The sequence below is a fragment of the Levilactobacillus senmaizukei DSM 21775 = NBRC 103853 genome, assembly GCF_001592085.1.
Taxonomy (GTDB): Bacteria; Bacillota; Bacilli; order Lactobacillales; family Lactobacillaceae; genus Levilactobacillus; species Levilactobacillus senmaizukei.
The window spans coordinates 17,014-43,636 of record NZ_BCWD01000009.1 but is presented as its reverse complement, the minus strand read 5'-3'; the positions used below and the strand labels follow the sequence as shown (position 1 = coordinate 43,636).

The following is a 26,623-nucleotide window of genomic DNA, read 5'->3' as shown; positions in this document are numbered from 1 at the left end:
AAATAGGTCTAGACGATTGTCACGACTGACAATTGTCGGTATACTAAAATCAGTTCGGCTGACGAGGGGAGTGACGGCATGCGGTGGATACCGTACGTAGGTGTGACGGCCATTTTGGTCGGGCTAGTTGGTCATACTTGGCGGAGGCAGCAGTATGCCAGTATGTCGTGGTGGCTCGGCTGGTGGTTACTGGCCACCTTAACCTGGACGCCGATAACGGTAACGACCGGATCGGTTGCCGGGATCACCACGCATTGGTGGGCCAATGGGGTCTGGGTCGTTCGACCACTTCAAAAGGCCAGTATTGATGCGTCCTTCTGGTTTAACATTGTGATGACGCTCCCACAGGGATGGTTGTGGTATCGGCGTTGGCCACGCTTAAACAGGCTAATATGGCCATTGCTGGGCGTTGTGACCGGTGGGGCCTTAGAAACGGGTCAAACACTGGGAAACTGGCTAGTCGGCCTAGGGCTATGGGTCGATATTAATGATATAATTACCAATGCCTTAGGCGTTGTGCTTGGTTACGGTCTAGCAAAGATTTGGCAAGATAAGTGGAGGGGAGATTCGTCATGTTCATGACTACCGGGGGTCTCAATCGGACCCATGCAATTCAAGGAATTTTAACGGCTACGGCGCATACGATGTTGCGATCGGAGAAGCCGGATCAGTTTGCACTTTTTGATGGCTTATTTGATGAGGTTAAGCAAGCTTTATTGCAGCAGGCCAAGGATGCCGGTGCCGACGGGCTGATTGAGGTTCGATTCAATACCGAAGTGGTGCAAATGAACGTAGCACCTAAGTTTTTAGTTGTTCATGGCTATGGTACCGCGGTTAAATTTCCACAAACAAAAAAATCTGACTAAAAGGGTTCACATTTATACAGAGATAGTGTAATATATTATATGTTGTTGAGTTGCCCCGATGGCGGAACTGGCAGACGCGCAGCGTTCAGGTCGCTGTTTGGGAGACCAAGTACAGGTTCGAATCCTGCTCGGGGCATTTTGAAACAACCCAGATTAAAGAGCCACGTTAGACTTATTGTCTAGCGTGGCTCTTTTTTGTGAGAAAGGCCATAGCTGGGATGATGGATTTACCAGCATGGTGATGATTTGAAAAGTGAGTCGGGTTATTTACGAACAGTATACCGAGACTGGCTGGTCCGATGTCTGACCATAAGCGGCTTTATTAACAGCGGTATGGGGGATTTAGCGGGTGCCGCCTGGTTCGTATCAGAATACCCGTTAAGTACTAATGAATTTTTGAAGCCGGGTATTCAATGGCCAAAGGTTATCGTGTTAAATCTTAGCGGTAACACCAATGGCAGAGTGGCCGGTGATGATGCTTAGACCATTTCCAGGTGACCCGTTTGGTAGACTTAGCGGCATTCAGTCCCCGACAATGTCGTGAATGATGTGATTTGCGGCCATAACGTGGTGCAATGACAACATAGCTCTTGGCCTGAGCGGTGATGGCGGTGGCGCCGGCCCCGGATAGGGTAACGATGATGCCAAGTGTGGCGAAGATTTACTTCATTTTCATGATACTCTCTCCCCGAGATAGTTTTTTGGTACAGACCGATAATAATCCGGAGTAGTTAAGGGGCACAAGTATTTAGATCATTTAAATTGTTATATTTGTGAATATAAAAAAATAAATCTCTGATTTTACGGACAAGGGATGAACTGGCCCAGATAAATAAGGCATCACAGCAACCATCGCGGCTGCTGTGATGCCTTATTGTCTAACCCATAATCAATCTCTAGTGGATATTGAATTCCGTGAAGAACGTCTTCAGGGGTTCCTGGTTGGCCCCAGCCTGCTTACCGGCGAGGGCAGCAATTTTACTCCCATCGGCTTTGGCAAGGGCGGTGTTCAGGTAGTAGCCGTCCGCGTTGGTAAACAGCTTCTTCGGTTCCTTCGTGACCGTCTTGAAGTAGGTCTTGAAAGTCCGCTTATCCAGGTTGGCCCGGGAGTAGTACGCCGCGTAGCTTAACAATTTGGACTGCTTACCTTTCTTAGTCATGTAGGTATCGTTTTGAATGACCGCGACCCCGTTCTTAGCCAGGGGCATCTTGGAAGCGGCCCCGATGTATTCGGCAATGTTGTAAGCCGTGCCGCCATTCATGAAGTTACCATCGAAGCCATAATTCTTCAGTTCGATGGTCATGATACCCTTGGTCACCGTGACATTCTTGAAACGCTTGGTGCTGTCTAAACGGTCTTTGTAGTACTTGTTAGCTTTGTCAGGTGTGGTGACCTTGTTGACCGCGATCGTCTTAATGCCACTAGCAAAGACGGAGCTAGCACTGCTAGATGATTGTGAGGCAGTGCAACCGGTTAAGGTAAAACCGGCTAAGATTGTGAGTCCAATTGCAAACCATTTTTTCATGTTAAGTTCCTCCTGAGGGGGTCGATATCGTCTATCCCGTTTAACGCAAGCCGATTCCATGAGCTGGTGGATAATTTCAACCGGTAGAAAGCGATTACGCATACTCTTAACAGTATAAAACAGGCAGATTAAATTTCAACAATAATTCGTTAATTCAGGAAGAAATCACCCCTGGAAATGGTTGTCAGACGACGAGTTTAAGTTTGAATGACGTATTGAAGAGTGGGAAAATAACCTTAGGAGTTGTTGAGAAAGGGGTCGTGGTAACGTGAAGCGGTCATTACCAACAAAAATTAAGGTCCGGGGGGCCAAGGTCAACAATCTCAAGGACCTAGATGTCGATATTCCCCTCAATGAGTTTGTGGCGATTACGGGACGTAGCGGTTCGGGAAAATCCTCACTAGCCATGGGGGTCTTGTATGCAGAGGGGGCCCGACGTTATCTGAATGCCTTATCAACGTTTACTCGTCGACGCATCAATCAGATGGGTAAGGCGGCTGTGGATTCTGTCGAGTACTTGCCTTCCGCACTGGCTTTGCGGCAACGACCGCAGGTGCCTGGCGTTCGGTCAACGGTTGGAACGATGTCGGAAAGTCTCAATATTTTGCGCCTAGTTTTTTCGCGGTTGGGTTCAATGGTTTGTCCCAATGGTCATCGGCTCGAACCCACATTGGATGTGGCTGAGAATATGGGGAAGCTGGTTTGTCCAGTCTGTGGGGCTCATTTCATGGCACCTGGGGCCGAAAGTTTCGCTTTTAACTCGGACGGGGCCTGTTCGACCTGTGGGGGCCTGGGTGAGGTCCGGCAGCTAGCAGCCGACCGAATTATTGGCGATGAAACCCTTACCTTGGAAGAAGGAGCGGTTGCATCCTGGCATTTACCCGGTCGTAACTTCATGCCGACGGTCGCTAATGCCATTGGCATTCCAACAGATGTACCTTACAAGGATTTGAGTGTGGCGGACAAGGAGCGGGTACTACACGGGGCCAAGCAGACAGTCGCCCTGAATATTCCTAGTAGTAAAGGCAAGATTTTCCATATGGACAATGCCGTTTATGAGAATGCCTTTGCCGCCGTGGAAGACAGTCTTGCCACGACCAAGAATGACCGCACGATTGCCAAACTCAACAAGTTTTATACCTTTGATACGTGTCCAACTTGCCATGGGACCCGCTTAAAACCTGCGTTATTACAGCAATTGGTTAATGGGCATAACATTGCCCAAGTCTGCGATCTGCCGGTCAGTGATCTCCGCAAGTTTGCCACGACGGTGGTTGACTGGCTTCCCGCTAAGATGGCGCATCTGGGAACGGAACTGATTGAGGAACTCGAACAGAGCCTCCAGCCCTTAGTTGACTTAGGATTAGACTACCTAACCCTTAGCCGTCCCGGGGCCACATTGTCGACTGGTGAGTTGCAGCGAATCCAGTTAGGACGCACTTTGCGTAGTGCAACTACCGGTGTGCTGTATGTTCTGGATGAGCCTTCGGTTGGGTTACATCCCGCTAATGTGGCGGGTCTGATCAAGGCCTTTCACGGTCTGGTTGCACAGGGGAATTCCGTGGTCGTGGTTGACCATGACACTCGCATCATTTCTGCGGCGGATTATGTCATTGAGATTGGGCCTGGCGCGGGAAAAAATGGGGGAACAGTTGTCGATGAGGGCCCGGTTTCGCAAGTGGTTAAGAGCAAGAAATCGTTGATAGCGCCCTTTTTGAATGGGACAACTAAACTTCGTGAGCGGCCGGTCCTCGCACCCGATAAGTTATGGGAGAAAGGCCGGCTGGGTGTGACGGTGAATCAGCGGTTTAACATTGACCATGTCCAGGCAAACTTCCCCAAGAATCGGCTAACGACGGTTACGGGGATGAGTGGGGCCGGCAAAACCACCTTGATTTTGGATAGTCTCATTCCGGCAATTGAGGCAGAGGTTGCTCATCGGCCGTTACCGACACACGTGAGCCAACTCGAACGATCCGGTATTCGACGGGTCGTGACGGTTGATTCAGTTCCGGTGGGCAAGAATGTCCGTTCGACGGTGGCCACTTATACGGATATCTTGAATCGGCTACGGAAGCTTTTTGCGGAAACGCCGATGGCCCGGGAACGGGGGTATACGAACAGTCGCTTTTCCTACAATGTGAAGGCGGGTGCCTGTCCAGTTTGCAATGGGACCGGACAGATATCATTGGATGTTCAGTATTTGCCCGACATCACCGAGGTTTGTCCCCAGTGTCATGGACGGCGGTACAATCGCGAAACCTTGGCGGTGAAATGGCATGATGACAGTATTGCGGACATCTTGAACTTGTCAGTCGATGAAGCCTTGCCGATCTTTGCCGGCGAGAATGCCATCGAAAAGACGTTGCAAATTCTGCATGATATGGGTCTGGGCTACCTGTTGTTGGGTGAGAGTACGCCGGCACTATCTGGTGGTGAGGCTCAGCGATTGAAGTTGGTTTCCCGGATTGGCAAACGACAAACAGGGACGTTATTTGTTTTTGATGAACCAACCGTTGGTCTGCATCCTTTGGATATTCAACAACTGGTGCGGGTTTTTGACCAGTTAATCGAACAGGGAGCAACCGTTATTGCCATTGAGCATGATCTGGAGCTCATTGCAAATGCCGACTATATTGTGGACATGGGACCACAGGGTGGCCGTTTAGGTGGCCAGTTGATCGGAACCGGCACGCCAACCGAACTCAGTCACAACGCTCACAGCATCACTGGTAAGTATTTAAAAGACGAACTCGAACGATTTAGTTAGACAAAAAAGCCATCGCGTGGTTTGCGATGGCTTTTGATTTACAATTAGAGTTCTTTAGAGATGGTGTAACGACGAGTGGTTGAAGGTTCCTTAGGATCTTTCAACTGTTGGTCGGCGATAAAGATGTCAAATGAAGGGACACCGCCTTCGCTTTTGACTACCAAGACGTGGCCGGATTCTGTGTGGCGTTCTTGATAAATTTGTGCGGTGCGGACGGCTTCGTTGTAATCGTGGAAGTTACCGATTGAGTCGCCTGGGTTAAAGAGAACCATTTCGTTCATCCTAATCATTCCTTTCGAGGCTAGCTGCTGATTTCATTATAGCTCATTTGTTATGAAAACGACATCATTTTACAGGTTAGCGTCCATGGTAAAGGTGAGGGCAGAGAGCGCTGCGTTGGCCTGCACCAGTTTGCCAATCTGTGTTTGGACAGCCTGATTAAACAGGGTTGCCGTCTCGTGATTAAAGGTGCCTAGGCTGCTGGCAGTGGGCGCTGGCAGTTCATCACCCGTGGCGACTCGCTGGATTCCCAGTGATTGGGTTGACTTTAGAAAATCGTGAATCAACTTGTAGTTTTGATGATGATATTGTTCACTCAGAACGTTTAAGGTCTTTGCGGCCCAGTATGGATTCTGACCATCGTAGTCACGGTTGTCGGCACTGTAGCTGACATCTAATTGCCCAGCTGTTGCGTAGAATGGCACATAGGGACTGTAAGTCGGATTGCCCAAGGCCTGCCAAATGATTCCGGCAAGTGGTGGGACCACATCTCGCTGTAACTGTAGGATGTGGGAGTTCTGGGTGCGTGACAGGCCGACCGCTCGGAATTGATGCTTCTGTGCCGCGGTCCCGTTACCCAACGGATCGTACGGAGTTTCTTCATAGTGAGATCCCAGGAAGGCTTGGACGCCGGCCAGAGTAATTTTCTGCTCGGCATGTTGGATAAATGGGAGCTCCATGCTGGTGGGCTCGATGAAGGCACTCGGCGTAAAACACCGCTGGCCGTACCAGACTCGTGGGGTATTGTAGTGAGCATCGTCGGCTGAGTGGGTGCCAAAGATATGGCGGGAGTTAAAGCGATTCCCGTCTGGATTCAGATGATTCTGCTGGACAAACTGACGAATATGATTAGACGTCAGGAAGTTGTGCGGGTCATCGAAATTGACGTCTTCGATTGCCAACTGGTTGGCGACAACGGCGTAGGCATCGTCCGGGATACGCTGGGCAACCCAGTGATGGCCACTGACAATTTCCATGTACCAGACTTCCTCGACGTCGCTGAATAGGACACCATTGGTCTCGGCTGCTCCAGCGGTTGTGACCATTTCTCCAAGCCGCTTGATTCCAGCGCGGGCAGAATCCACATAGGGTAAGACAACGGTCACCATGGCGTCCTCGGCGATACCGTCGGCAACCAGTGGATCCTTCCCCAATACAAGACTGTTGGTATACGCACTCTCAGTTGCGCTCATGGCGACGTTCTTAGCGTTGATTCCGCTTTCTTCATAGAACCCCGCTTCGGGATTGGTGTCGGGCATCGCGGTGTAATGCTGAGCATGCGCCGGCAAGGTGGTCGTAAAGTGGTTGTTTTTGGAAATAAAAGCCAAATCACGTGGTTCGTCCGCGGCATGAACCACGGCGCGTTTGGGCCAGATGGCCACGAAGTTATCCTCATTACGAGCAATGAGGGTGCTGCCATCGATAGTGGCGTGTTTACCAGCTAGAAATGAGGTGCAAGATTGATGGAGATGACGGGACATATAAAGAGCCTCCTTAGTGGTCTAGTCGTTGTTAGCCATACTATAGCACATTCACGGGAGGCGGAGACGTTGTTTACCGGTTCACCTGATTTATTTGTTAGAATAGACCTATTAGGTAAAAGGAGATGGCGACATGGAACATGGACATCAGCATGGCCATTCGATTGAGCGGGAATTGGAATGTGTTTCTCAGGTCCCAATCTTTCAAAGCCTGGCTGAAGAGCAGCTGTTATCAGTAGCTCAAGTGACCCGACCGATTCATGCAGTTAGGGGCGGCGCGGTCTTTAATGCTGGCGAAGTTTCACAGACGCTATACATTGTTAATACCGGCCAAGTTCGCCTATACCACTTATCGGCGGAAGGCAAGGAACAGGTTTTACGGGTGCTGAATCCGGGCGACTTCGTCGGTGAAATCGCCCTGTTTACCGATGAAATCCACGGATCATATGCTGAGGCAACGATGACTACCGAGTTGTGTACGATCTCACGTGAGTCGTTGACCAATTTAATATCACGGATGCCACCCTTATCGATGCACCTCTTAGGTGCGCTGGCAGATCGGCTGAAGGCGGCCGAACGTCAGGCAACGCTGATGGCAATTCCAGATGCTTTGCCACGGCTGGCCGGTTACCTCCAGGTACTCAGCCATGATCAGTCAGGAGTCGTTGATTTGCCGATGAGCAAACAAGACTTGGCGGCCTACCTAGGGATGACGCCCGAGTCCTTAAGTCGTAAACTCCATCAATTAGTTTCTGATGGGGTCATTGAGACGATTGGGCGCCGGCAAATTAAAGTTTTGGCAGTCAATGATTTGGCGGCTTTGGCACCCCAATAGGAAAAAAGCTTGAGAACCCTTAAGAATCCTTAATAATATGGTATTCACAGCATAAATTTGCTAGAATAATGGTTGTTGTAATTCATTTAATTTTAATGAACGACTAAAAATACTTTTAAACTTTAGATATGAAAAAGGGGATACGCACATGTGTGGATTCGTTGGTTACGTAAACCAAAAGGATGTCCCGACTACCACGATTAATGCTATGGCTGATCGGATCAAACACCGGGGACCTGATGATGAGGCTTTCTTCCATGATGAGAACGCCGTTATGGGGTTCCGTCGGCTCTCAATTATTGACTTGGCCCACGGGAAGCAACCGATGTTCAACAATGACCAAACCAAGGTCTTGACGTTCAACGGTGAAATTTACAACTACCAAGAAATTCGAGCAGAACTGCAAAAGATGGGGTACAAGTTCCAAACGGAAGTTGACTCCGAAGTCTTGATTCACGGGTATGATGCCTGGGGTCCAGATCTGTTAGGTCATTTGCGGGGAATGTACGCTTTCGTTATTTATGACAGTGTGACCAATGAAGTCTTTGGTGCCCGGGACCACTTTGGGATCAAGCCACTCTACTATTACGATGATGGCGATACCTTCTTATGGGCCTCCGAAATCAAGGCATTCTTGGAACATCCTAACTTCAAGAAGGAATTTAACGAAGCCTTATTACCCATTCACTTGAGTTTTGAATTCATTCCTTCACGGGACACGATGTTCAAGAACGTCTACAAGTTGCTGCCTGGCCAATACTTCCTGCACAAGGACGGTAAGACCGAGACGCACCGTTACTTTAAATTTAACTACGACCACATCGATAATTCACAGACCGTTGAGGGTGACGCTGAAAAGATTCGGGGAATCGTGGACGAATCTGTAAAGGCACACATGATTGCCGACGTTGAAGTGGGTAGTTTCCTTTCCAGTGGGATTGATTCCTCATACGTCTTGAATGAGGCTTCCAAGTTGAAGCCAATTCAGTCCTTCTCCTTAGGGTTTAAGAATTCTAAGTACAGTGAATTAAGCTGGTCTTCAGAGTTTGCTAAGGAAATTAACCAGAAGAATACGCCAATCTACATGACCGGGGACGATTACTTCGATATTCTGCCAACCATCATGTACTACATGGACGAACCCTTATCAAACCCTTCGGCCATGCAACTCTTCTACCTCTCTAAGGGGACGCGGAAGGCGGTGAAGGTGGCGTTGTCTGGTGAAGGTGCCGATGAATTCTTCGGTGGGTATAACACTTATCTGGAAGCCATTCCGTTCGAGCGTTACCAGAAGTGGGTTGCTAAGCCAATCCGTAAGATGTTAGGCTCAATTGCCGAAAAGATGCCACGGTTCCATGGACGGCGGTTCTTGGTTCGGGGTGCGCAACCTCTGAGCGAACGGTATTACCGGGTTAACTATGTCTTTGACTATCATGATCGGAATCAAATTCTGAAGAACCCTAAACTTAACCGGGATGCCGGTGCCTACACGAAGCATCTCTTCGATGATGTTAAGGGCCTAGATGAAATGACGCAAATGCAATACTTCGACATCAATACCTGGTTGCCTTATGATATTCTGCACAAGGCCGACCGGATGAGCATGGCGAACTCCTTGGAATTACGGACACCACTGGTTGACCGTGAAGTTGCAAAGTTTGCCGCTACGATGCCAGTCAAGACGCGGATTCGTCCAGATGAAACGAAGATTTCCCTGCGGACCGCGGCGACGTCGGAATTACCTGAAAAGATCGCGAAGAAGGAGAAGCTGGGCTTCCCATCGCCAATTGCTAGCTGGATCAAGGAAGAACCTTACAAGTCACGGATTATTGAAGCCTTCAATTCTGATGTGGCTCACAAGTTCTTTAACACCGAGGCCTTGATGGATATCTTAAATGAACACATCAACGGTAAGTCCAGCATGCAAAAAATCTTTACGATTTACACATTTATCTTGTGGTATGAAGTTTATTTCCCAGAAGACACGACGGCCAAGACGATTGACCAAGTGCATCTGACCCAAGCGTAAATATAAGCCGGCAGCCGTATCTGGTGCGCCGATAACGATCAAGGTTGTTAGCGGACGACTCCAATAACAACCTTGATCGTCTTTGTATATAGAAATAAGTAGTTGTGAAGGGACTTTAATTCGTTATGGAAACCAATGGAAAGCAGTTCACCCCCATTCTGTTGGGGAGTGACTTTAACGTTTATGGTATGGCCCGGTCATTTTATGACCTGTATCACGAACCCGTACAGGCTTTTGCTAGCATTCAGTTAGCACCGACCCGTTACACGAAGGTGGTTAACGTGGAGCTGATTCCCGGCTTCGATGAGGATCCCGTATGGATTGAAACCATGCGGAAGCTGAAGGAACGTTACGCTGATCATCCCGAACCAGTCATTTTGATTGGGTGCGGAGATGGCTATGCCGAGTTAATCAGTAAGCATAAAGCCGAGCTGGAAGATGTCTTCATCTGTCCATACATCGACTATGACAAGTTGAAGCAACTTAATAACAAGGAAAACTTTTACAAGGTTTGTGACAAGTACGGGTTGCCATATCCGGCAACGCGGACGATCAGCAAGGCCCAAGCCACGGCGGATGACCCCGTTGAACAGCCATTTGACTATCCGGTAGCCTTGAAGCCAGCCAATAGTGTAGAATGGTTAGACGTGCATTTTGAGGGCCGGAAGAAAGCCTTTCGGATTCAATCCGAAGCAGAATTTCGGGATGTCCTGAAGAAAATTTACGACAATGGCTACCAATCCGATCTGATTCTCCAAGACTTTGTGCCGGGCGATGATAGCAACATGCGAGTGCTGAATGCCTATGTGGACCAGCACCATCATGTAAAGATGATGTGTTTGGGTCATCCGTTACTGGAAGACCCAGCACCATCCGCTATCGGAAATTATGTGGCAATCATTCCGGAATATAATAACAAGATCTACGACCAAATTCAGAAATTCTTGGAAGCCATCGAATTTACGGGTTACGCTAATTTCGATATGAAATATGATTCGCGTGACCAGTCGTTCAAGTTATTTGAAATCAATTTACGTCAAGGTCGGAGTAGTTTCTTTGTGACTCTCAATGGCTACAACTTGGCTGACTGGGTGGTTAAGGACTATGTGAAGGGTGAGTTGAAGGATGCCCCAACGGTCCGGGCCAACAAGAATGACAGTCAACACGCCTTGTGGCTAGGCGTGCCAGTTAAGGTTTTCAAGCAGTACACGCGGGAAAATGCCGACAAGGAACGGGCGCTCAAGTTAATTTCCGAAGGTCGGTACGGCACCACGTATCGCTACGACCAGGACATGAATTTAAAGCGTTGGGCTTTGATTCAATGGATGCAACACAACTATACCGTTAACTTTAAGAAGTATTTCGCCGAAAATAAGGGGTAAGACTTATGAAAAAGTTCTTTACGATTATCGGTGGCATGGGAACCATGGCAACCGAAAGTTACCTTCATCAATTGAATTTACGGACGCCGGCACATAACGACCAGGATTACTTGAACTATATCCTGGTTAATCATGCGACGGTTCCCGACCGCACCACGTATATCATGGATCACAGTCAACCCAATCCGTTGCCGGATTTATTAGAAGATATTAAGCAACAGAGTGCTTTGGGTCCGGCGTTCTTTGCGCTCCCATGTAATACGGCTCATTACTTCTATGATGATCTGCAAGCAACCACTGATATTCCCATCTTGCATATGCCAAGAGAAGCTGTGAAGGAAATTAAGCGGCGGTTTCCTGAGGCAAAGCGGATTGGGATTACGGGGACTCAGGGCACCATTACCGACCATGTTATCGAAAACGAAGTCGTTAATGCTGGTCTAGAACCGGTTCTTCCGACGGCGGATATCGAAGCGGAAACCATGGAATTGATTTATGATAACATTAAGGAAAATAATCATGTTGATCGTGCGCTGTATCACCGAATCTTGAAACGGATGATGACCGAACAAAAGGCCGACCTAGTTATTCTGGGTTGTACTGAGTTGTCATTGGCCCAAGAGCGCGAGCCAGAAACGGAGTTGCCGTTGATTGATGCGCAGTCCGTGCTCGTTGATCGTTCCTTGGAATTGGCGTTGAAGCAGCGAAAATCCTAGCAAAAACGAGTTACCCGGTAAATGGGGTAACTCGTTTTTTTGATTAAAGATAGACTAGAGTGAGGCCCAATCCAACCGTGATGAGGGCGACAACGCCCAAAATCCAATAGATTAGGTGATGGGTATCTCGTTCAAGCTTTCGGCCATAGCTGATTTCAATCAGTGCGATCGTGGCAATTCCTAGAATAAACTTGAGAGAGATTATTAAGGGATTATGACTGAAGGTCCGAATGGTGAGCACCACGCCACTAATAATCATGACCAGGTAGCCCAGGCGCGATAGAATTAAAAACTGGTTGACCCGTTTTTCGGCGTGACGAGTCAGACCAAGAATGACCAAGATGGTCAGGACAATACAAGTCCCGAGATGAAGTGCTAACCACATACTTATCGCTCCTTAGCAAATGTACTAGATAGGTCTAGATTACCATAATCTTGGAGTGACGAATACTAATTTAGTGACGGGTGAAGACCAACTCGGCCAGGGGACCATATTGATGGGTGGCCTGTAGGTTAAACTGCTGGGCACTCGCCAAGTTACCGAAGAGACGTTTGCCATCTCCCAGCAAGGTGGGGGCGATTTGCAAGTAAAGTTCATCGACTAAGTCGGCGGCCAACAATGAGGTGAGGATCGCGCCGCCACCGACGATCCAAACGATGCCGCGAATTTGAAGTTCTTGGGCTAGGTCGATGACATCGGCATCGCTAAAGGCCACATTGTGGCGGCTGGGCAATGGTCGGTGGGTGAGAACGTAACTAATGATCTCTAAGTTAAAGGGGTTTAGGGGGCGATCTGGCGCGGTCGTTTGCAGATAATCATAGGTTGTGCGACCAAGAATGGCGGTGGTCATGTTGCCTAGGACCTCGGCCCCGATGTTTTTGGGTAGCCCGGTCAAGCCAGTTAACCAGTCAATTTGATCGTTTCGTGTGGCCAAGTAGCCGTCGAGTGAAGTTGCCCCATAAAAGATTATCTTTCCCATTAAGTATCATCCTTTCCAATTGTCAGGAACAAAAAGGTCCGGAGAATTCCGGACCGATAGTTGAATATTAGGCTTGACCGGCCAAATTGGTGTTTTGGATCCAGTAAGATTTATTGTTAAGTGTAATCCGGAACCAAGTTGATCCGTCGCTAGCCTTGTCGCCTTTTTTGTTAATGGTCACCTTAGTGCCGGCGGGAAAGCTGTTTGTGTAGGCTACTTTTTTGGAAAGATAATTCGAGTTTAATACGTGATTATAGAGTGGGGCGTGGGTCGGCGCCAGGGTTGCTGAACCGGAAGCGTTTGAGTAGGTGACTTTAGGAAAAGTCAGGACGCCACTGTAAACCCAGTACTTGGTCTTGGTATTCTTGCTGAAACGAATCCGATACCAAGTCCCACTCCAGCCACCTTTCTTAACGGCACGGTTATCGACGTAAACCTTGGCCCCCCGATGGTCGGCGCTTAGACGACCCCAGCCAATCTTGGCAGCACCCTTGGTACCCTTGACGTGGTTGTAAACCGACCACTTGGTATAATTGGTGCTCAGGGTGGCTGTTTCATTATTCGTGGCCTTATTGTAGGTTACCGTCTTTGGCTTAGGGGCAACGGGAGCCGTGGTATGTTGATTTTCATCCGTGGTGGTGTCGGTGGTCGTTGATGATCCAGTTAACTTGGCATACTGCATCTTAACCAACGCCACGAAGTCGGTCATGGTGTAGGTTGTGCCGAAATAGTTTTTGGCGCTGTTTGACCAGTAGGCATCCGGATCGGAATGATTGGTACCACCGAGATTGTTGGAAACGTCGTGGTGAGACAGGACAGTTGTGTAACGCTTAGGTGTAAGCCCAGATTGTTTCAGGATGTAAGCCGTGTAGTAAGCCGCGTTGTTCAGTTCGCTAGCAAAAGCGGCCTTTGAATGGACTTCAACCTGTTCAAATTGAACATAACGGTTGTTGGCAATCGGACCAGCTCCCCAACAAAGGTACTTGGTGTTGGCGATATTGACGATGCTGCTAGCATCCACGAAGGTGTGCACGAAGGCGTTTTGATAGTTATTCTTCATACAGGTAACTTCGTTGGTCAAGGTGGAGTGAGGGTTAGCTGTTTCGTGGACAACCACCCCTTCAGGCTTGTTATGCCGATAATTATACTTAGGAAATCCACTCCAAATGGCCTTGGTAATCTTAGGCGTTGAATACCCTTGATTACTGATATAAGTATTGATTGAGTTAGCGCTGGCGGTGGTGGTACCCCAAGCCAGACCAATAATCCCCGTGGTCATGGCGAGTCCCCGTAGCATCCAATGATGCCATGCTTTCATAATAAAAATTCCTCCTCTAGAATTTCTTAAAAAATCGATGACGCAACGACTAGAGTATAACTTATTTTTCCTGGAAATAATACGGATCTGCCTTGGCGATATTGGACAGGATAGTTCGGAATATTCGCTTGAAATGTCCAGATTGAACCGTGACCTTCGGTTTTTTCGGCTGTGGATGGGTTAGCAAGGATACCAGTCACCAAAGATTCGGTTTTCCCGCTTTGTTGCAGAATTCTTACAATTGAATTGCAGGTAAAAGGTGTTTACTTGCTAAGGCTGGTCAATATGACTATAATTGAAGTTTGCAGATGAAGGGAGCGACGGCTGATGGCTGAAGTTGAAATTAAAATTGGTGACATGATCGCGGCTAAGAAATTTGGCCCATTGGAACACGACTTCACGGGTGAAGTGACTAAAGTGTATGATAATTCAGTTTTAGTTGAGATTCGCGATTTCGATCCCGCTGATAAAACGGCAGTTGGGGATATGAATAACCGTGCGGTGGTACGGAAATCTGCGGCAAAAATTATCGAGGCAAAATCTGACGAAGATTAGTATTCATGAAATTCTTTGCATGTAATTGCAAAAAAGTAATGACAACCTCTTAGAGGTATGCTATACTTTTTTGTGTTGTGCGGGTGTAGTTTAGTGGTAAAATTCAAGCTTCCCAAGCTTGCGTCGCGGGTCCGATTCCCGTCACCCGCTTTCGAATGGGGCGGCCGTTAGGGTCGTCTTTCTTATTATTCGAAAGTTTTTAACCATTGTTGAATGAGTACCATCACCAAGCCTCACAGCAAGTCCGGGACAATGGAAGCCGGATAGGATTAAGGGTGGGAACGGAGCAACAGTGACACTATCAAATAAATCATTTAAGTGGACTTTTAAGTCAAACAGAGTGGTACCGCGGGTAATCTCGTCTCTTACAAATTAATTTGTAAGAGACTTTTTTTATCCCGTTTGCCAGATGGTGTAAACTTACCGTAGAACGTCATTGAAGAATACAGGAGGAACGCACATGGATTACAAGCAAAAAGTTACGGCAGCATTAGTGAAGGCCTTGGACGGTCAGCTGACCGCTGAAGAAATTGCCAGCAAGTTGGAACGGCCAAAGACGTCGGACAAAGGGGACTTGGCTTTCCCAACGTTCACCTTGGCCAAAGTATTGCATCGTGCACCGCAACAAATTGCCCAGGATTTAGCCGACAAGTTGGCGACAACTGACTTTGAAAAAGTTGAAGTCGTTGGTCCTTACCTGAACTTCTTCTTTGATAAGTCGACGTACAGTGAAGCCACACTAGAAACAGTTTTAACGGCGGGAGCTAGCTATGGTCAAAACGAAGACGGCGAGGGCGGTAATGTTCCTATCGATATGTCTTCCCCTAACATTGCGAAGCCCATGTCCATGGGCCACTTGCGGTCAACGGTGATTGGTAATTCCATTGCTGAGATCTTGACGAAGAATGGTTACCATCCAATTAAGGATAACCACCTGGGCGACTGGGGGACCCAATTTGGGAAGTTGATCACCGCCTACAAGTTGTGGGGTAACGAGGCCGATGTTAAGGCTGACCCGATCAATAAACTGGTGGAATATTATGTGCGTTTCCATAAGGAAGATGTCGACAAGCCAGAATTAGACGACACCGCTCGGGAATGGTTCAAGAAGTTGGAAGATGGCGACGAAGAAGCCCACCACTTGTGGGAATGGTTCCGTGAGGCCTCACTTCAAGAATTTAATGACGTTTATAAAGAATTGGGCGTTAAATTTGATACCTATAATGGGGAAGCTTTTTACAATGATAAGTTAGCTGAAGTTGTCCAAATCCTAAAGGACAAGCACTTGCTGGTTGAATCACAGGGGGCTCAAGTGGTTGACTTGAGCAAGTACGATTTGAACCCCGCGCTGATCTTAAAGAGCGATGGGGCATCCCTTTACATTACTCGGGATATTGCGACGGCCCTGTACCGTGATCGGACCTACGCCCCAGCCAAGAATCTTTATGTGGTTGGTTCTGAACAGACTTACTACTTCAAGCAATTGAAGGCGGTCTTGAAAGAAATGGGCGTCAAATCTGCAGATAACCTGCAACACGTCCCATTCGGCTTGATCACGGTTGACGGTAAGAAGTTGTCAACGCGTTCCGGTCGGATTATCCTGTTGGCTAAGGTCTTGGAAGAATCTGTGAAATTAGCTGGTGAAGAAATCAACGAGAAGAACCCGGATCTAAAGAACAGGCAAGTCGTTGCCCAACAAGTTGGGGTCGGTGCCATTGTCTTCGGTGACTTGAAGAATGAACGGACGAATAACATTGACTTTGTTCTGGCCGATCAACTGAAGTTCGAAGGTGAAACGGGGCCTTATGTTCAATATTCCCATGCCCGGGCCGAAAGTATTCTGCGGAAGGCCGGAGACGTCGAGGTTGCTGCCACTGGCAACCAGGTTGCCGATCCCGAAGCTTGGGATACGATTAAGGCGTTGGCTGACTTTCCAGCGATCGTCAAGATGGCTTGCGACGAGTTGGAACCTTCCGTCGTGGCTAAATATGCGATCCGGTTGGCCAAGACGTTCAATAAGTATTATGCACATTCTAAGATTTTGACGAAGGACGCCGATCTACCAGCCCGTTTGGCACTGGTCAAGGCGGTCTCCACGGTCTTGAAGGAAAGCCTACGCCTGTTAGGTGTTCAAGCACCGGATGAAATGTAATTAAGCGTTGCGTAAAGGGCTGTCGAGAAGTTTCTCTCGGCGGCTTTTTTTCGTGGATGGCGTTATTGACGGCTAGCTTGGTAAAGTTTGTGTGGAAGTGAACGGTTCCTTTTGCGTTAAAAACGAATATTTGTTACACTGGCTTTATAAATATGCAGAGCAAGTGACCATCGTTGCCGGTCCTCTGTACTAATGAATGAAATATTATGCGGGAGGGTCGTTGCAATGAAGAAAAGTATTCGTCAAGCTCGAATTGAGCAATTAATCAATCAATATCCAATTGGTACGCAAGAGGAACTAATGGAACATCTGGATGAGGTTGGCATTCAAGCGACGCAAGCGACGATCTCCCGAGACATTCGTGAGATGCAGATCGTTAAGGCCCAGGACGGTCATGGTCACTTGCGTTACACGATCTTTAAGGCCGGTAATCGAAGTGAAGAGGAACATCTTCGCGAGACCATTAATGAAGTGGTCACTGGGTTGACCCGGGTCGAATTTGTTAATATCTTGAAGACCTTACCAAGTAATGGGAATCTGTTGGCCGCAATTTTCGACGATCTAAACCTGCCGGAAGTTGCCGGAACCTTGGCTGGTCACGACACAATCTTTATCATGAGTCCCAACACGGAGGTCGCGGTGAAGTTGCATGATGAGATCGCGGCAGAGATGAATCCGGATATTATTCATTAAGTATTGAATGCGGGGGATCCGACCACGGTCGGATCCCTTTTATTTTGGCAAAGTTGGCGGAAAACTTCGATTACAGCTGGTTAAGCTATTTTAAAGCTTCATAAAATTTACCGGTTTCGCCGGTATGATTGGCGGACTATGCTAAAATGGTCCTATTACAATTGAGATAGAAGAGGCTATTTTATGGATAACCAAGAACCTAAGCAGACCTTCTGGTCAGACTTTCGGGCTCGCTTCCGGCGGTTCCGGCAACGCTATCAGCTGATTCGGTGGTTGATTGTCATTGTGTTGACCATGATGCTTTTAATGAGTGGCTATTTAACTTTCAAGGCCAAGACGGCCAATGTTGGCGATTTGAAGGCCGCTCTGGAGAATCCCACGAAGATCTATGATCGTAAGAATAATAAGGCGGGAACGCTATATTCCCAAAAGGGGACTTACGTTCCTTTGACGAAGATTTCCACTCACGTCCAAGATGCCGTCATCTCTACCGAAGACCGCAATTTCTACCATGAGCATGGGTTCTCGGTTAAAGGGATTGGTCGGGCGTTACTTTTGTATGCCAAAAACAAGATTTTACGTCAGAACTATATCAGTGGTGGGGGGAGTACCTTGACCCAGCAACTGGTTAAGAATGCCTACCTGACACAAGAGCAGACCTTTACCCGTAAATTTAAGGAACTGTTCTTGTCGATTGAGGTCGAGAATGTTTATACCAAACAAGACATCCTATCCATGTATCTGAACAACGCCTACTTCGGCAATGGTGTCTGGGGCGTTCAGGATGCCGCTGAACGGTACTTTGGCACGACTGCGGCCAATCTGACGGTGCCTCAGTCGGCGGTGCTGGCGGGGATGTTAACGTCGCCTAACACTTACAACCCAATCGACCATCCTCAGGCTTCGCGTAGCCGTCGGAACGTTGTCCTGGGATTGATGGGTGAGAATAATAAGTTGACGAGCGGCCAGGTCAGTCAATACCAGGCTACGGCGTTGACCACCAGCGACAATTATACGTATAAGAATAGTTATAAGTACCCTTATTTCTTTGATGCGGTGATCAATGAGGCCATTAATAAGTATGGTTTGACCGAATCGGAGATCATGAATAAAGGGTATAAGATCTATACCACGCTGGATCAAGGCAATCAGCAGCAGATGCAGACACTGTTTAAGAATCCCAGTTACTTCCCAGCCAACGCCAGTGATGGAACCAAGGTTCAAGCTGCTAGTATCGCAATTGACCCGAACACCGGTGGGGTCGAGGCGGTTGTGGGTGGCCGCGGTAAGCATGCCTTTCGCGGGTATAATCGGGCGACCCAAATGCGGCGTCAACCGGGGTCTACCATCAAGCCTCTAGCGGTGTATACGCCGGCTTTGGAAAATGGCTACTACTATGACTCCGAGCTAACGGACAAGAAGAAGTCCTACGGGACGAATCATTATTCGCCGCACAACTATGGTAACCAATACAGTGGGAAGGTACCAATGTATCAGGCGTTGGCGCAAAGTAAGAATGCACCGGCCGTATGGTTACTGAATAAGATTGGTGTCGATAAGGGTTACGAGTCCGTTAAAAAGTTTGGCCTGCCGGTGACCAAGTCCGATAAGAACCTTGCGTTAGCGCTGGGAGGGTTGAAGACCGGGGTGTCACCACAACAGTTGGGCCAAGCTTACACGGCGTATGCCAATAACGGGACCATGTCCTCGGCCCATTACATTCGAAAGATTGTGGACGCTTCAGGAAACGTGGTCGTCGATACACAGGACTCGGCTGCCAAGACCAAGCAAGTCATGTCGAGCAAGACCGCCAAGCAAATGACCAGTATGATGATGGGTGTCTTCAACTATGGGACTGGGACCAGTGCCAAGCCATACGGCTATACGATCGCTGGTAAAACAGGGAGCACCGAGGCCGATGGCGATAATGATGCCACCCGAGACAAGTGGATCGTGGGGTACACGCCAGATATCGTCGTGACGACTTGGGAAGGCTTCGATAACACCAGCTCAGCCCATCACTTGGAAGACGTTAGCGGGACCGGTGAAGGTCCATTGTATCAAGCAGAAATGCAGGGAATTCTACCGAACACTAAGGGAACGTCATTCGATACGAAGGACGCATCGACAATTGCCAACGGGGAAAATAATGCCGCCGGTTCTGGCAGTACCGATGTCTGGGATCAGGTGCAAAAGGGCATCAATAATGCAGGCAAGCAATTTGATAATGCCGCCGATCAGGTAAAGGATTGGTGGGAAAAGGCTAAATCCTGGGTGAATTAAACAAATGGCCTAGGGCCGAGAGTTAAAGCATGTTACAATAGTAATTGACAATTTTAACGGAACGATATTTGTTAGGAGGAAGCAGCATGGCTGAAAAAATGAAGACCTTGGGTACCGAAGTTGCCCAGGCGCTCCAAGAGACATCAGAATTTCAAGGGTTACAGGACGCTTTCGAAGCAATGAAGGCGGACGAAGCAACGTATACGCTCTTCAAGCAATTCCAACAAATCCAAATGGACCTCCAACAAAAGCAAATGGCAGGTCAACAATTAACGGATGACGAAATGAAACACGCTCGCGAGGTTGCCGATCAAGTTGCTAAGATCGACGTCATCAAGACCTTGATGGACAAGGAACGCGACGTGAATAATTTGTTGTCAGACTTGAATAAGATGATTACTCAACCCATCGAAGATATTTATCAAGGGTAATGAGATCGTAAATCGTCGGCGCAACCACTCAATTTGGAGGGTCGGTGCCGGCGGTTTTTTGTTTTGAAACAGGAAAGGGGGCGTACCATCATGAAGTTTATTCACGCAGCCGATTTGCATTTAGATAGTCCCTTTCTGGGACTGACCAACCTGCCGAATACGGTGCTCAGCACGGTGCGACAGGCAACTTTCACGGCAGCAACTAAGGTGTTTGACCGGGCACTGACCGATCAGGTCGACTTTGTCTTGCTCGCGGGGGACCTGTTTGACCGGGCAGAACAGAGTGTCGCCGCTCAGGCCTACCTGTTCCACCAGTTTGAGCGTCTCAATCAGGCAAAGATACCGGTGATCATTAGCTTTGGTAATCATGACTTTGCGGCAGACCAGCACCAGTCGGTTGCTTATCCGGATAATGTGACAATTCTTGGGGCCATGGGGACCACCAAGACGTTGACGCTTCAAAGCGGTGAAACGGTTGCGGTGAGTGGGTTTAGCTATCCGGAACGTTGGGTGACGCAGGACCCAGTCGCCACATTTCCAGACCGGTCGGCCGCCGATTGGCAGATTGGCCTGCTCCATGGGGCGCTTGCGACCGGCAGTGATGACCACTATGCACCGTTTAAGCTTAGTGAATTGTTAGCCAAGCGGTACGACTATTGGGCTTTGGGCCACATCCACCACCGTCAATTGCTGAATGAACAGCCGCCGGTACTCTATGCTGGCAATACCCAAGGACGTTCGGTGAATGAGACCGGGGTTAAGGGCGCTTATTTGGTGTCTAGCCAGGCGGGTAAGTTGGTGCCAAGTTTCTTTCCAACCAGTGCCGTCTTATGGGAAAATTTGACTGTGGTCTTTGATCACGTGACGGATTTAAAGGCGCTGGGGTTGGCCCTGACAACTTGGTTGGAGGCTCACGTTACTTCACAGCTTACGCTGACCGCCTTAACCGTCACCTTAGCGCAACCGCTAGATGCCGTCGAGCTGGCTCAAATCACCAGCGGTGACTGGCTTTCTCTTTATTTGCGAACACATCAGCGATACTTGGTTGCGGCCAATCGAACGCTGATTAAGTTACAAGTGAGCCAGGCAGCAACCAAAATAACAGCCCCGCAGATTGATCAGCAGTATTGGGAACGGGGGCAAGCTCAAGTCTTTGAATCCGCAAATGAACGGGCAACGTTTGGCAAGCTCCTGCAGGACACCTCACTGGCAGAATGGTTTATGCAGCCCACTACCACCGTGCAGCTTAAGCAACAAGCTGAGCAAGAGTTGACTAAATTAATGGGAGGGGAGGACAATCATGCAACTTAAACGCTTGACTATTTATGGCTATGGTAAATTTCATGATCGGACCTTCGATCTCACGCCGGGCCTGAATGTTTTAGTGGGGCCAAATGAAGCGGGAAAGTCGACAATTACCCAGTTTATTACGGCAATTTTGTTTGGTTTTCCAACCAAGAAGCATCCAGAGTTGCGGTATGAACCCCTCGACGGTAGCCAGTTTGGTGGCGAAATGGTGTTGTGTCAAGCCGGGGTGGATTATCTGGTTCGTCGAGTTGATGGCCCCAAGGGCGGGAAGGTGACGCTGACCAACCTCACGACAGACAGCCCGCTACCACCCGAGAATTTGAATCGGTTACTGGCCCCAGTCGATGAGCAATTATTTAGTCAGGTTTATAGCATTAATGAGCCACGACTCAGTGAGGTTTTTGCTGCCTCTAAACAGGTCATGGTTGAGCGGCTTCGACACGTGGGTGCGGTGGGGAGTGATTATTGGCTTCAGCAGGCTGCCCAACAGGAAAAAGCAGCGGAGGCGCTTTATAAGCCTTTGGGACGTAATCCGCGGTTAAATCAACAGCTACGTGAGCATGCGGAGCTGTCAGCCAAATTGGCGAAGGCCAATGCGGCCTATGATACGTACTGGTCTTTACTCCAGGAACGTCAGTCGTTGCTGCAGCGTCAGAAACAGCAACGAGTTAAGTTGGACCAACAACGACAAGTCAGTGAACAATTAGCCCATTTAGCCAGTTTGTGGCCCACCTTTGATCAGTGGCAGCGCCTTCAGAAAACAACGGTCCAGCCCACCAGTGGTTTCGGCCAGACCGATCTGACCGAATTGGAGCGGCTGACGGGACAGGTGAAGGCGGCCACCACGGGTAATGCGACTCTACAGCATTCCCTGGAAAAGGCCCAGGTTCAGGCTGACTTACCGGCTAATTTTCAACAATATGTCACAGTTGCGACTCGGGCGGATCCCCTGTTAGCCCAGTTACCGCAACAACGACAGCTTGTGACGGCGCATGAGCAGTTGCGGCAAACTCAGCAGGGGCTTCAGCAGCGGATGGCGGTGATTGAACAACAGGTGGCCAATGCCGATGGCACAATGCCCCGAAGTTTCCCGTTATCAGTGGCCCATGACGTGACCCGTTGGCAGGCAGAACTGGTTAAGGCCACCCAGAAACGGCGTCGACTGCAACAAGAATTAAATCAGCTTAATGAACAGTTTCGTCAAGTTCAGCCGACGAGTCGCAAGCGGACCAATCCGTTGGCAGATAAGCAAGTCGGGTGGTTGGCGGCTGGATTAATTATTTTGGTAGGGGCCATGCTGTTACCAGCTGCGCCATTTAAGTTAGCCGGAGCCTTGTTGGGTATGGCGATTGGCTATTACGGGGTCTTCATTGTCGATAGCGCAACGCCGGCCAGTCGCCAACTACAAGGGATTACGGATGATATTCGAGATACCCAGGCTCAGCTTCGTGAGGGGGGGCAACGGATCGATCAGTTGACGAGTCAGCTAGATGAAATCGGGTCGACCTATGGCTTGGATAATTTGCCCGTTGAACAGTGGGATGCCGCGCAAGCCGCGATTCACGAATGGGATCAGCTGACCGAACAGTTGGAAACGGTCACGGATCAGTTAACGACTGGTACCGATCAACAGATGGCTTTTCAGCAGTCAGTCGGGACCTTATTTCCCGATCTGATTCACCGACCCACAGCAGCCGTTTTAGATGAGTTAACCGCGATTGACCAGACGCGCCATCAGCTCAGTACTCGTGATGATGAGCTCACCAGCCTGATGAACCAACTCAAACAATCGCAAACGGCTTTGCAGGCCGCAGAACGCGATCAGCAGGTCTTCTTGCAGACGCGTAACGTCCGGAGCCCGCAGGCATTTTATGAACGGTACGAGGCCAATCGAGAGTTTCATAATCAACAGGTCCAACAGATGGCGCTGGCTCACCAGCTGGGGACGGCGGCTATAACCCAGTTACAACATTATCAGAGTCAGACCAGCCTTCAGACGGCTGTGCAGGCGGCACAGACGGAACTACAGGGGGCCCAACAGGCCCTAGATGCCAGTACTAGTCAATTGGCGACCATTGCGGGACAGCTGGATCATTTGACGGCGAGTGGCACGCAGTCGACGCTACGGCAAAAACTAGCCAATCTGGAAGCGCAGATGCAGGTTAATGCCCAGAGTTGGCTGGTTCACCAGCTGGTAAGCCAGTGGATTAAGGCAACTTTGGCGGCGGCTTCTGGTGATCGGTTGCCCCAAATTCTGCAACGAGCCAGTGTTTTTTATGGTAAACTAACTTCAAATAGATATACTGAGATCTCTTTGACTGAAAGTGATTTGCGCGTGCGCTTGGCTACGGGTGAGTGGCGCCAAGTTAGTCAACTTTCGCGGGGGACTGCCGAGCAGCTGGATCTGGCCGTTAAGTTGGCCTTTGCGGTGGTCATGAATGAGCGGGTTCAGATGCCGTTAGTCATTGATGATGGACTCGTTAATTTTGATGCCCAGCGGCGGCAAGCGGCGATTCAGGTGTTAATCGATCTCAGCGATCAATTACAAATATTATTATTAACGGCGGATGAGCCCGCAATTCGATCAGTGTCGGGTAATATCATTCGTTTGATGGACTAGTAGGAGGGATCTTGATGGCGGCAACAAAACAGTTAATGGACTATGCGGTGGACGAAGCGGTAGACGCCTTTGTCCTGTTGAAATCAGCAGATGTGCGTACGGCCAAGAATGGCAAACAGTACATTGCGTTGGTGTTCGAAGACCGTTCGGGTGAAATTTCCGGAAAGTACTGGGATGCCTCACCAGAGGACATCGAGAACTATGTGGCTGGCATCGTGGTGCACTTGCAAGGAAAACGGGAGAATTATCAAACACATCCCCAAATTAAGATTTTCCACCTGCGTTTGACGACGGTCGGGGAACCAGATGATCCGAACCAATATATCGAAAAGGCACCGATGTCGCGAGCCGATATGGAGGATTACATTAATCAAACAGTCTTTGAAATTACCCAGCCAACCTGGAATCGGCTGGTGCGTAAGCTGTTGGCGGAATACCAGGAGGCATTTTTTACGTTTCCAGCAGCCAAAACCAACCACCATGCCTTCCAAGGTGGCTTGGCCTTTCATACGATTTCCATTCTGAAATTGGCCCATTCGGTGGTCAAACAGTATCCGGATCTGAATGCGCCATTGCTATTTGCCGGAGCTATTCTGCATGACTTAGGTAAGACCATTGAACTGTCCGGACCGAAGTCGACGACGTATACGTTAGCTGGAAATTTAGTGGGACATATCGTCCTTATCGATGGGGAGCTGGTCCGGGCCTGTGAGCCATTGAAGCTAGATCCTCAGGCGGAAGATGTTTTGTTGTTGCGGCACATGATTTTAAGTCACCATGGTCTGTTGGAATATGGGTCACCCGTCCGACCGGCATTACGGGAGGCGGACGTCTTGCATCAACTGGACGAGTTGGATGCCTCAATCATGATGCTCGATACGGTGGTGGAACATACCGCGCCAGGGGAGTTCTCCGAACGCGTCTTCGCCATGGACGGTCGGCGGTTCTACCGGCCATCCGAGCCGAAACCAAAGGAATCCTAGCCACAGAAAAAAGGCAGCAACCAAATTAATTGGTCGCTGCCTTTTATGTTAGTTGTAAATTACTTGGATGAGGATGAAGCAGAGGTCTTAGAACTTGATGATGTTGACAAGTAGTCAGACAAGATGTTCTTAAGATCGCTATCCTTGATGGAGACGTCACCCTTCTTCAAGACCTTGGCAACCACGTTGTGCAGAGTCGTGCTGTCATTCATATCGTTATCAATGACTTGCTTCGTTAATTCTGCCTTGTGTTCCTTGATCGTGCCCTTACCAGGATTCTTTAACATTAAGATGACGTGGTAACCGTATTGCGTCTTAACGGGCGTTGCGGTGTATTCGTCAGTCTTAAGCTTGAAAGCAGCCTTCTTAAAGGTTGAGTCAAGGGAAGTATCGGTGCTATCGAAGGCACTCAACTTACCACCCTTGTTCTTGGTAGCCGTATCAGTCGAGTACTTCTTGGCGTCCTTGGTGAATTCGCTAGTCAAGTCACTCTTCTTGGTATCCTTGAGGTCGCTAATAACCTTTTCGGCCGTGGACTTCTTGGAAACTAAGATGTGCGCAACAGTAACCTTAGGTTGGTAACTCTTGAATTGCTTTTCGAGTTGCTTGTCGGATACCTTAACGTTGTCCTTAACGGCTTCCTTCAACAGTAAGTTGGAACGGATTTCCGTCTTAAGACTTGATTGCGTCATCCCACTTTGAGATAAGACGCTGCTAAATGATGACCCGTATTGCGCCTTGTAGGTGTTGAATTGCTTGGTAACTTCTTTCTTGCTTACCTTGCTACCGTATTGCTTTTCCAAGACCTTGTTCAGGATCATTTGTTGCAGAACTTGCTTACCAGAGGAAGTTCCCTTTAAGCTGCTGTAGTAAGCACTTTCGGTAATCTTGCCACCGTCAGTGGTAGCAACGGTTTTGTTCCCACAACCGGCAAGCGTTACAGTAAGTAACAAACCAGCGAGGGCGATAAACCATTTCTTCATATTAATCAACACATCCATTCATCAAGATTGGTGTAAACACCATACTCAGACATCATAACACAAAAATAGGCAAACCTAAAAAGGTCGATGAAGCTTTACAAAAAGTTCAAACTTACCGATTATTCATCTGGTCAAGCGTGGATTCGATGGTCTCTAATCGAGGGGCAATTTTAAAGGAAAACTTGTCGACTGCGGACTGAATTTCATCAAAAGCCGGCTGGGCATCTTCGATCGCTGTGGCCAGATTACGGGCGCTCTGATTCAATTGCTCCTTGGCATCCTTGACGGTATTAATATTCTTAGTGGTCAGTTTGGCTTGCTGTTTGACGTGGCGCCCCCAGGTCAAGGGGTCCTGTTTTGAGATGGTTAAATAGGTTGCCAAACCAACGCCGGCAGCCAATACGGTTCCGGTTATTAAGTGACTTAAACGCAT

Annotated in this window: 23 protein-coding genes and 2 tRNA genes; 17 read left to right on the top strand and 8 right to left on the bottom strand. The window is 48.7% G+C overall.

The genetic code is table 11. The features are described from left to right. The first annotated feature begins 78 nt into the window (after nt 1-78). The 3 genes from LSE01S_RS04940 to LSE01S_RS04930 all read left to right on the top strand — a co-directional run bounded on the left by LSE01S_RS04940 (nt 79) and on the right by LSE01S_RS04930 (nt 1,002). The gene (locus LSE01S_RS04940; RefSeq protein ID WP_061776519.1) at nt 79-582 is read left to right on the top strand and encodes a VanZ family protein; all 504 of its coding nucleotides are present in this window, start codon (nt 79-81) and stop codon (nt 580-582) included. Then, entirely contained in the window at nt 573-866 is a 294-nt protein-coding gene (locus LSE01S_RS04935) for a heavy metal-binding domain-containing protein (RefSeq protein ID WP_061776518.1), read from the top strand. Before LSE01S_RS04940 ends, LSE01S_RS04935 begins: the two co-directional genes overlap by 10 nt. A 52-nt stretch (nt 867-918) precedes the next feature. Beyond that, nucleotides 919-1,002, top strand: a tRNA-Leu gene (locus LSE01S_RS04930). Between the two features lie 760 nt (nt 1,003-1,762). Here the strand turns inward: LSE01S_RS04930 and LSE01S_RS04925 are convergent. Beyond that, nucleotides 1,763-2,392 carry a hypothetical protein gene (locus LSE01S_RS04925; RefSeq protein WP_061776517.1) on the bottom strand — a complete coding sequence of 210 codons (630 nt, stop codon included), beginning with the start codon at nt 2,390-2,392 and terminating at the stop codon, nt 1,763-1,765. A 268-nt stretch (nt 2,393-2,660) separates the two neighbouring features. On the opposite strand from LSE01S_RS04925, the gene LSE01S_RS04920 reads away from it, so the two are divergent. Next, nucleotides 2,661-5,162: an excinuclease ABC subunit UvrA gene (locus tag LSE01S_RS04920; protein ID WP_061776516.1), complete on the top strand. Its 2,502-nt coding sequence runs from the start codon at nt 2,661-2,663 to the stop codon at nt 5,160-5,162. A 44-nt stretch (nt 5,163-5,206) separates the two neighbouring features. Here LSE01S_RS04920 and LSE01S_RS04915 read toward each other — a convergent pair whose 3' ends face one another. Together LSE01S_RS04915 and LSE01S_RS04910 are read right to left on the bottom strand one after the other, a co-directional pair. Continuing rightward, on the bottom strand, nt 5,207-5,443 hold the full coding sequence (locus LSE01S_RS04915; protein ID WP_061776515.1) for a hypothetical protein: 237 nt from the start codon (nt 5,441-5,443) through the stop codon (nt 5,207-5,209). 69 nt (nt 5,444-5,512) lie between these two features. Then, nucleotides 5,513-6,922, bottom strand: a complete 1,410-nt coding sequence (locus tag LSE01S_RS04910; RefSeq protein ID WP_061776514.1) for a C69 family dipeptidase — start codon at nt 6,920-6,922, stop codon at nt 5,513-5,515. Nucleotides 6,923-7,055: 133 nt separating this feature from the next. Here LSE01S_RS04910 and LSE01S_RS04905 point away from each other — a divergent pair, with 133 nt between their 5' ends. The 4 genes from LSE01S_RS04905 (at nt 7,056) to LSE01S_RS04890 (ending at nt 11,884) form a co-directional block, all read left to right on the top strand. Continuing rightward, entirely contained in the window at nt 7,056-7,757 is a 702-nt protein-coding gene (locus tag LSE01S_RS04905; protein WP_061776513.1) for a Crp/Fnr family transcriptional regulator, read from the top strand. Nucleotides 7,758-7,905: 148 nt separating this feature from the next. Further along, nucleotides 7,906-9,786: an asparagine synthase (glutamine-hydrolyzing) gene (asnB, locus tag LSE01S_RS04900; RefSeq protein WP_061776512.1), complete on the top strand. Its 1,881-nt coding sequence runs from the start codon at nt 7,906-7,908 to the stop codon at nt 9,784-9,786. A gap of 125 nt (nt 9,787-9,911) precedes the next feature. Next, the gene (locus LSE01S_RS04895; protein WP_061776511.1) at nt 9,912-11,168 is read left to right on the top strand and encodes a carboxylate--amine ligase; all 1,257 of its coding nucleotides are present in this window, start codon (nt 9,912-9,914) and stop codon (nt 11,166-11,168) included. A gap of 5 nt (nt 11,169-11,173) precedes the next feature. Beyond that, nucleotides 11,174-11,884, top strand: a complete 711-nt coding sequence (locus LSE01S_RS04890) for an aspartate/glutamate racemase family protein (protein WP_061776510.1) — start codon at nt 11,174-11,176, stop codon at nt 11,882-11,884. A 43-nt stretch (nt 11,885-11,927) separates the two neighbouring features. Here the strand turns inward: LSE01S_RS04890 and LSE01S_RS04885 are convergent, their stop codons facing one another. From LSE01S_RS04885 to LSE01S_RS04875, 3 genes are all read right to left on the bottom strand, one after another. Further along, the gene (locus LSE01S_RS04885) at nt 11,928-12,269 is read right to left on the bottom strand and encodes a DUF1516 family protein (RefSeq protein ID WP_061776509.1); all 342 of its coding nucleotides are present in this window, start codon (nt 12,267-12,269) and stop codon (nt 11,928-11,930) included. Between the two features lie 70 nt (nt 12,270-12,339). Next, on the bottom strand, nt 12,340-12,864 hold the full coding sequence (locus LSE01S_RS04880; protein ID WP_061776508.1) for a dihydrofolate reductase family protein: 525 nt from the start codon (nt 12,862-12,864) through the stop codon (nt 12,340-12,342). 67 nt (nt 12,865-12,931) lie between these two features. Beyond that, nucleotides 12,932-14,182 carry a peptidoglycan recognition protein family protein gene (locus tag LSE01S_RS04875; protein WP_061776507.1) on the bottom strand — a complete coding sequence of 417 codons (1,251 nt, stop codon included), beginning with the start codon at nt 14,180-14,182 and terminating at the stop codon, nt 12,932-12,934. A 327-nt stretch (nt 14,183-14,509) separates the two neighbouring features. On the opposite strand from LSE01S_RS04875, the gene LSE01S_RS04870 reads away from it, so the two are divergent. The 9 genes from LSE01S_RS04870 to LSE01S_RS04830 all read left to right on the top strand — a co-directional run bounded on the left by LSE01S_RS04870 (nt 14,510) and on the right by LSE01S_RS04830 (nt 25,207). Next, nucleotides 14,510-14,737, top strand: a complete 228-nt coding sequence (locus tag LSE01S_RS04870) for a DUF2187 domain-containing protein (protein ID WP_061776506.1) — start codon at nt 14,510-14,512, stop codon at nt 14,735-14,737. Nucleotides 14,738-14,816: 79 nt separating this feature from the next. Continuing rightward, nucleotides 14,817-14,887 (top strand) — tRNA-Gly (locus tag LSE01S_RS04865). Nucleotides 14,888-15,197: 310 nt separating this feature from the next. Beyond that, nucleotides 15,198-16,889, top strand: a complete 1,692-nt coding sequence (gene argS / locus LSE01S_RS04860) for an arginine--tRNA ligase (RefSeq protein WP_061776505.1) — start codon at nt 15,198-15,200, stop codon at nt 16,887-16,889. A gap of 225 nt (nt 16,890-17,114) precedes the next feature. Then, nucleotides 17,115-17,582 (top strand): arginine repressor, encoded by a 468-nt coding sequence (locus LSE01S_RS04855; protein WP_061776504.1) that lies wholly within the window; start codon nt 17,115-17,117, stop codon nt 17,580-17,582. Nucleotides 17,583-17,765: 183 nt separating this feature from the next. Further along, a complete protein-coding gene (locus LSE01S_RS04850) occupies nt 17,766-19,865 on the top strand; it encodes a PBP1A family penicillin-binding protein (protein ID WP_061776503.1) in 2,100 nt (699 codons plus the stop codon). 86 nt (nt 19,866-19,951) lie between these two features. Beyond that, entirely contained in the window at nt 19,952-20,296 is a 345-nt protein-coding gene (locus LSE01S_RS04845) for a YlbF family regulator (protein WP_061776502.1), read from the top strand. A gap of 90 nt (nt 20,297-20,386) precedes the next feature. Then, nucleotides 20,387-21,607, top strand: coding sequence for a metallophosphoesterase family protein (locus LSE01S_RS04840; protein ID WP_061776501.1), 1,221 nt, complete (start codon nt 20,387-20,389; stop codon nt 21,605-21,607). Continuing rightward, nucleotides 21,597-24,224, top strand: coding sequence for an ATP-binding protein (locus tag LSE01S_RS04835; RefSeq protein ID WP_061776500.1), 2,628 nt, complete (start codon nt 21,597-21,599; stop codon nt 24,222-24,224). Before LSE01S_RS04840 ends, LSE01S_RS04835 begins: the two co-directional genes overlap by 11 nt. A 14-nt stretch (nt 24,225-24,238) precedes the next feature. Then, entirely contained in the window at nt 24,239-25,207 is a 969-nt protein-coding gene (locus LSE01S_RS04830; RefSeq protein WP_061776499.1) for a 3'-5' exoribonuclease YhaM family protein, read from the top strand. A gap of 59 nt (nt 25,208-25,266) precedes the next feature. Here LSE01S_RS04830 and LSE01S_RS04825 read toward each other — a convergent pair whose 3' ends face one another. Both LSE01S_RS04825 and LSE01S_RS04820 read right to left on the bottom strand, forming a co-directional pair. Further along, nucleotides 25,267-26,190 (bottom strand): peptidylprolyl isomerase PrsA, encoded by a 924-nt coding sequence (locus LSE01S_RS04825; RefSeq protein WP_061776498.1) that lies wholly within the window; start codon nt 26,188-26,190, stop codon nt 25,267-25,269. Between the two features lie 112 nt (nt 26,191-26,302). Continuing rightward, the gene (locus LSE01S_RS04820; protein ID WP_061776497.1) at nt 26,303-26,623 is read right to left on the bottom strand and encodes a hypothetical protein; all 321 of its coding nucleotides are present in this window, start codon (nt 26,621-26,623) and stop codon (nt 26,303-26,305) included.

Coding starts and splice junctions, on each gene's coding strand:
- LSE01S_RS04820 (WP_061776497.1), bottom strand. CDS start 26,623: ATGCGTTTAAGTCACTTAATAACCGGAACCGTATTGGCTGCCGGCGTT.
- LSE01S_RS04830 (WP_061776499.1), top strand. CDS start 24,239: ATGGCGGCAACAAAACAGTTAATGGACTATGCGGTGGACGAAGCGGTA.
- LSE01S_RS04885 (WP_061776509.1), bottom strand. CDS start 12,269: ATGTGGTTAGCACTTCATCTCGGGACTTGTATTGTCCTGACCATCTTG.
- LSE01S_RS04850 (WP_061776503.1), top strand. CDS start 17,766: ATGGATAACCAAGAACCTAAGCAGACCTTCTGGTCAGACTTTCGGGCT.
- LSE01S_RS04875 (WP_061776507.1), bottom strand. CDS start 14,182: ATGAAAGCATGGCATCATTGGATGCTACGGGGACTCGCCATGACCACG.
- LSE01S_RS04935 (WP_061776518.1), top strand. CDS start 573: ATGTTCATGACTACCGGGGGTCTCAATCGGACCCATGCAATTCAAGGA.
- argS (WP_061776505.1), top strand. CDS start 15,198: ATGGATTACAAGCAAAAAGTTACGGCAGCATTAGTGAAGGCCTTGGAC.
- LSE01S_RS04855 (WP_061776504.1), top strand. CDS start 17,115: ATGAAGAAAAGTATTCGTCAAGCTCGAATTGAGCAATTAATCAATCAA.
- LSE01S_RS04840 (WP_061776501.1), top strand. CDS start 20,387: ATGAAGTTTATTCACGCAGCCGATTTGCATTTAGATAGTCCCTTTCTG.
- LSE01S_RS04895 (WP_061776511.1), top strand. CDS start 9,912: ATGGAAACCAATGGAAAGCAGTTCACCCCCATTCTGTTGGGGAGTGAC.
- LSE01S_RS04905 (WP_061776513.1), top strand. CDS start 7,056: ATGGAACATGGACATCAGCATGGCCATTCGATTGAGCGGGAATTGGAA.
- LSE01S_RS04835 (WP_061776500.1), top strand. CDS start 21,597: ATGCAACTTAAACGCTTGACTATTTATGGCTATGGTAAATTTCATGAT.
- LSE01S_RS04890 (WP_061776510.1), top strand. CDS start 11,174: ATGAAAAAGTTCTTTACGATTATCGGTGGCATGGGAACCATGGCAACC.
- LSE01S_RS04880 (WP_061776508.1), bottom strand. CDS start 12,864: ATGGGAAAGATAATCTTTTATGGGGCAACTTCACTCGACGGCTACTTG.
- LSE01S_RS04940 (WP_061776519.1), top strand. CDS start 79: ATGCGGTGGATACCGTACGTAGGTGTGACGGCCATTTTGGTCGGGCTA.
- asnB (WP_061776512.1), top strand. CDS start 7,906: ATGTGTGGATTCGTTGGTTACGTAAACCAAAAGGATGTCCCGACTACC.
- LSE01S_RS04870 (WP_061776506.1), top strand. CDS start 14,510: ATGGCTGAAGTTGAAATTAAAATTGGTGACATGATCGCGGCTAAGAAA.
- LSE01S_RS04845 (WP_061776502.1), top strand. CDS start 19,952: ATGGCTGAAAAAATGAAGACCTTGGGTACCGAAGTTGCCCAGGCGCTC.
- LSE01S_RS04915 (WP_061776515.1), bottom strand. CDS start 5,443: ATGAACGAAATGGTTCTCTTTAACCCAGGCGACTCAATCGGTAACTTC.
- LSE01S_RS04910 (WP_061776514.1), bottom strand. CDS start 6,922: ATGTCCCGTCATCTCCATCAATCTTGCACCTCATTTCTAGCTGGTAAA.
- LSE01S_RS04825 (WP_061776498.1), bottom strand. CDS start 26,190: ATGAAGAAATGGTTTATCGCCCTCGCTGGTTTGTTACTTACTGTAACG.
- LSE01S_RS04925 (WP_061776517.1), bottom strand. CDS start 2,392: ATGAAAAAATGGTTTGCAATTGGACTCACAATCTTAGCCGGTTTTACC.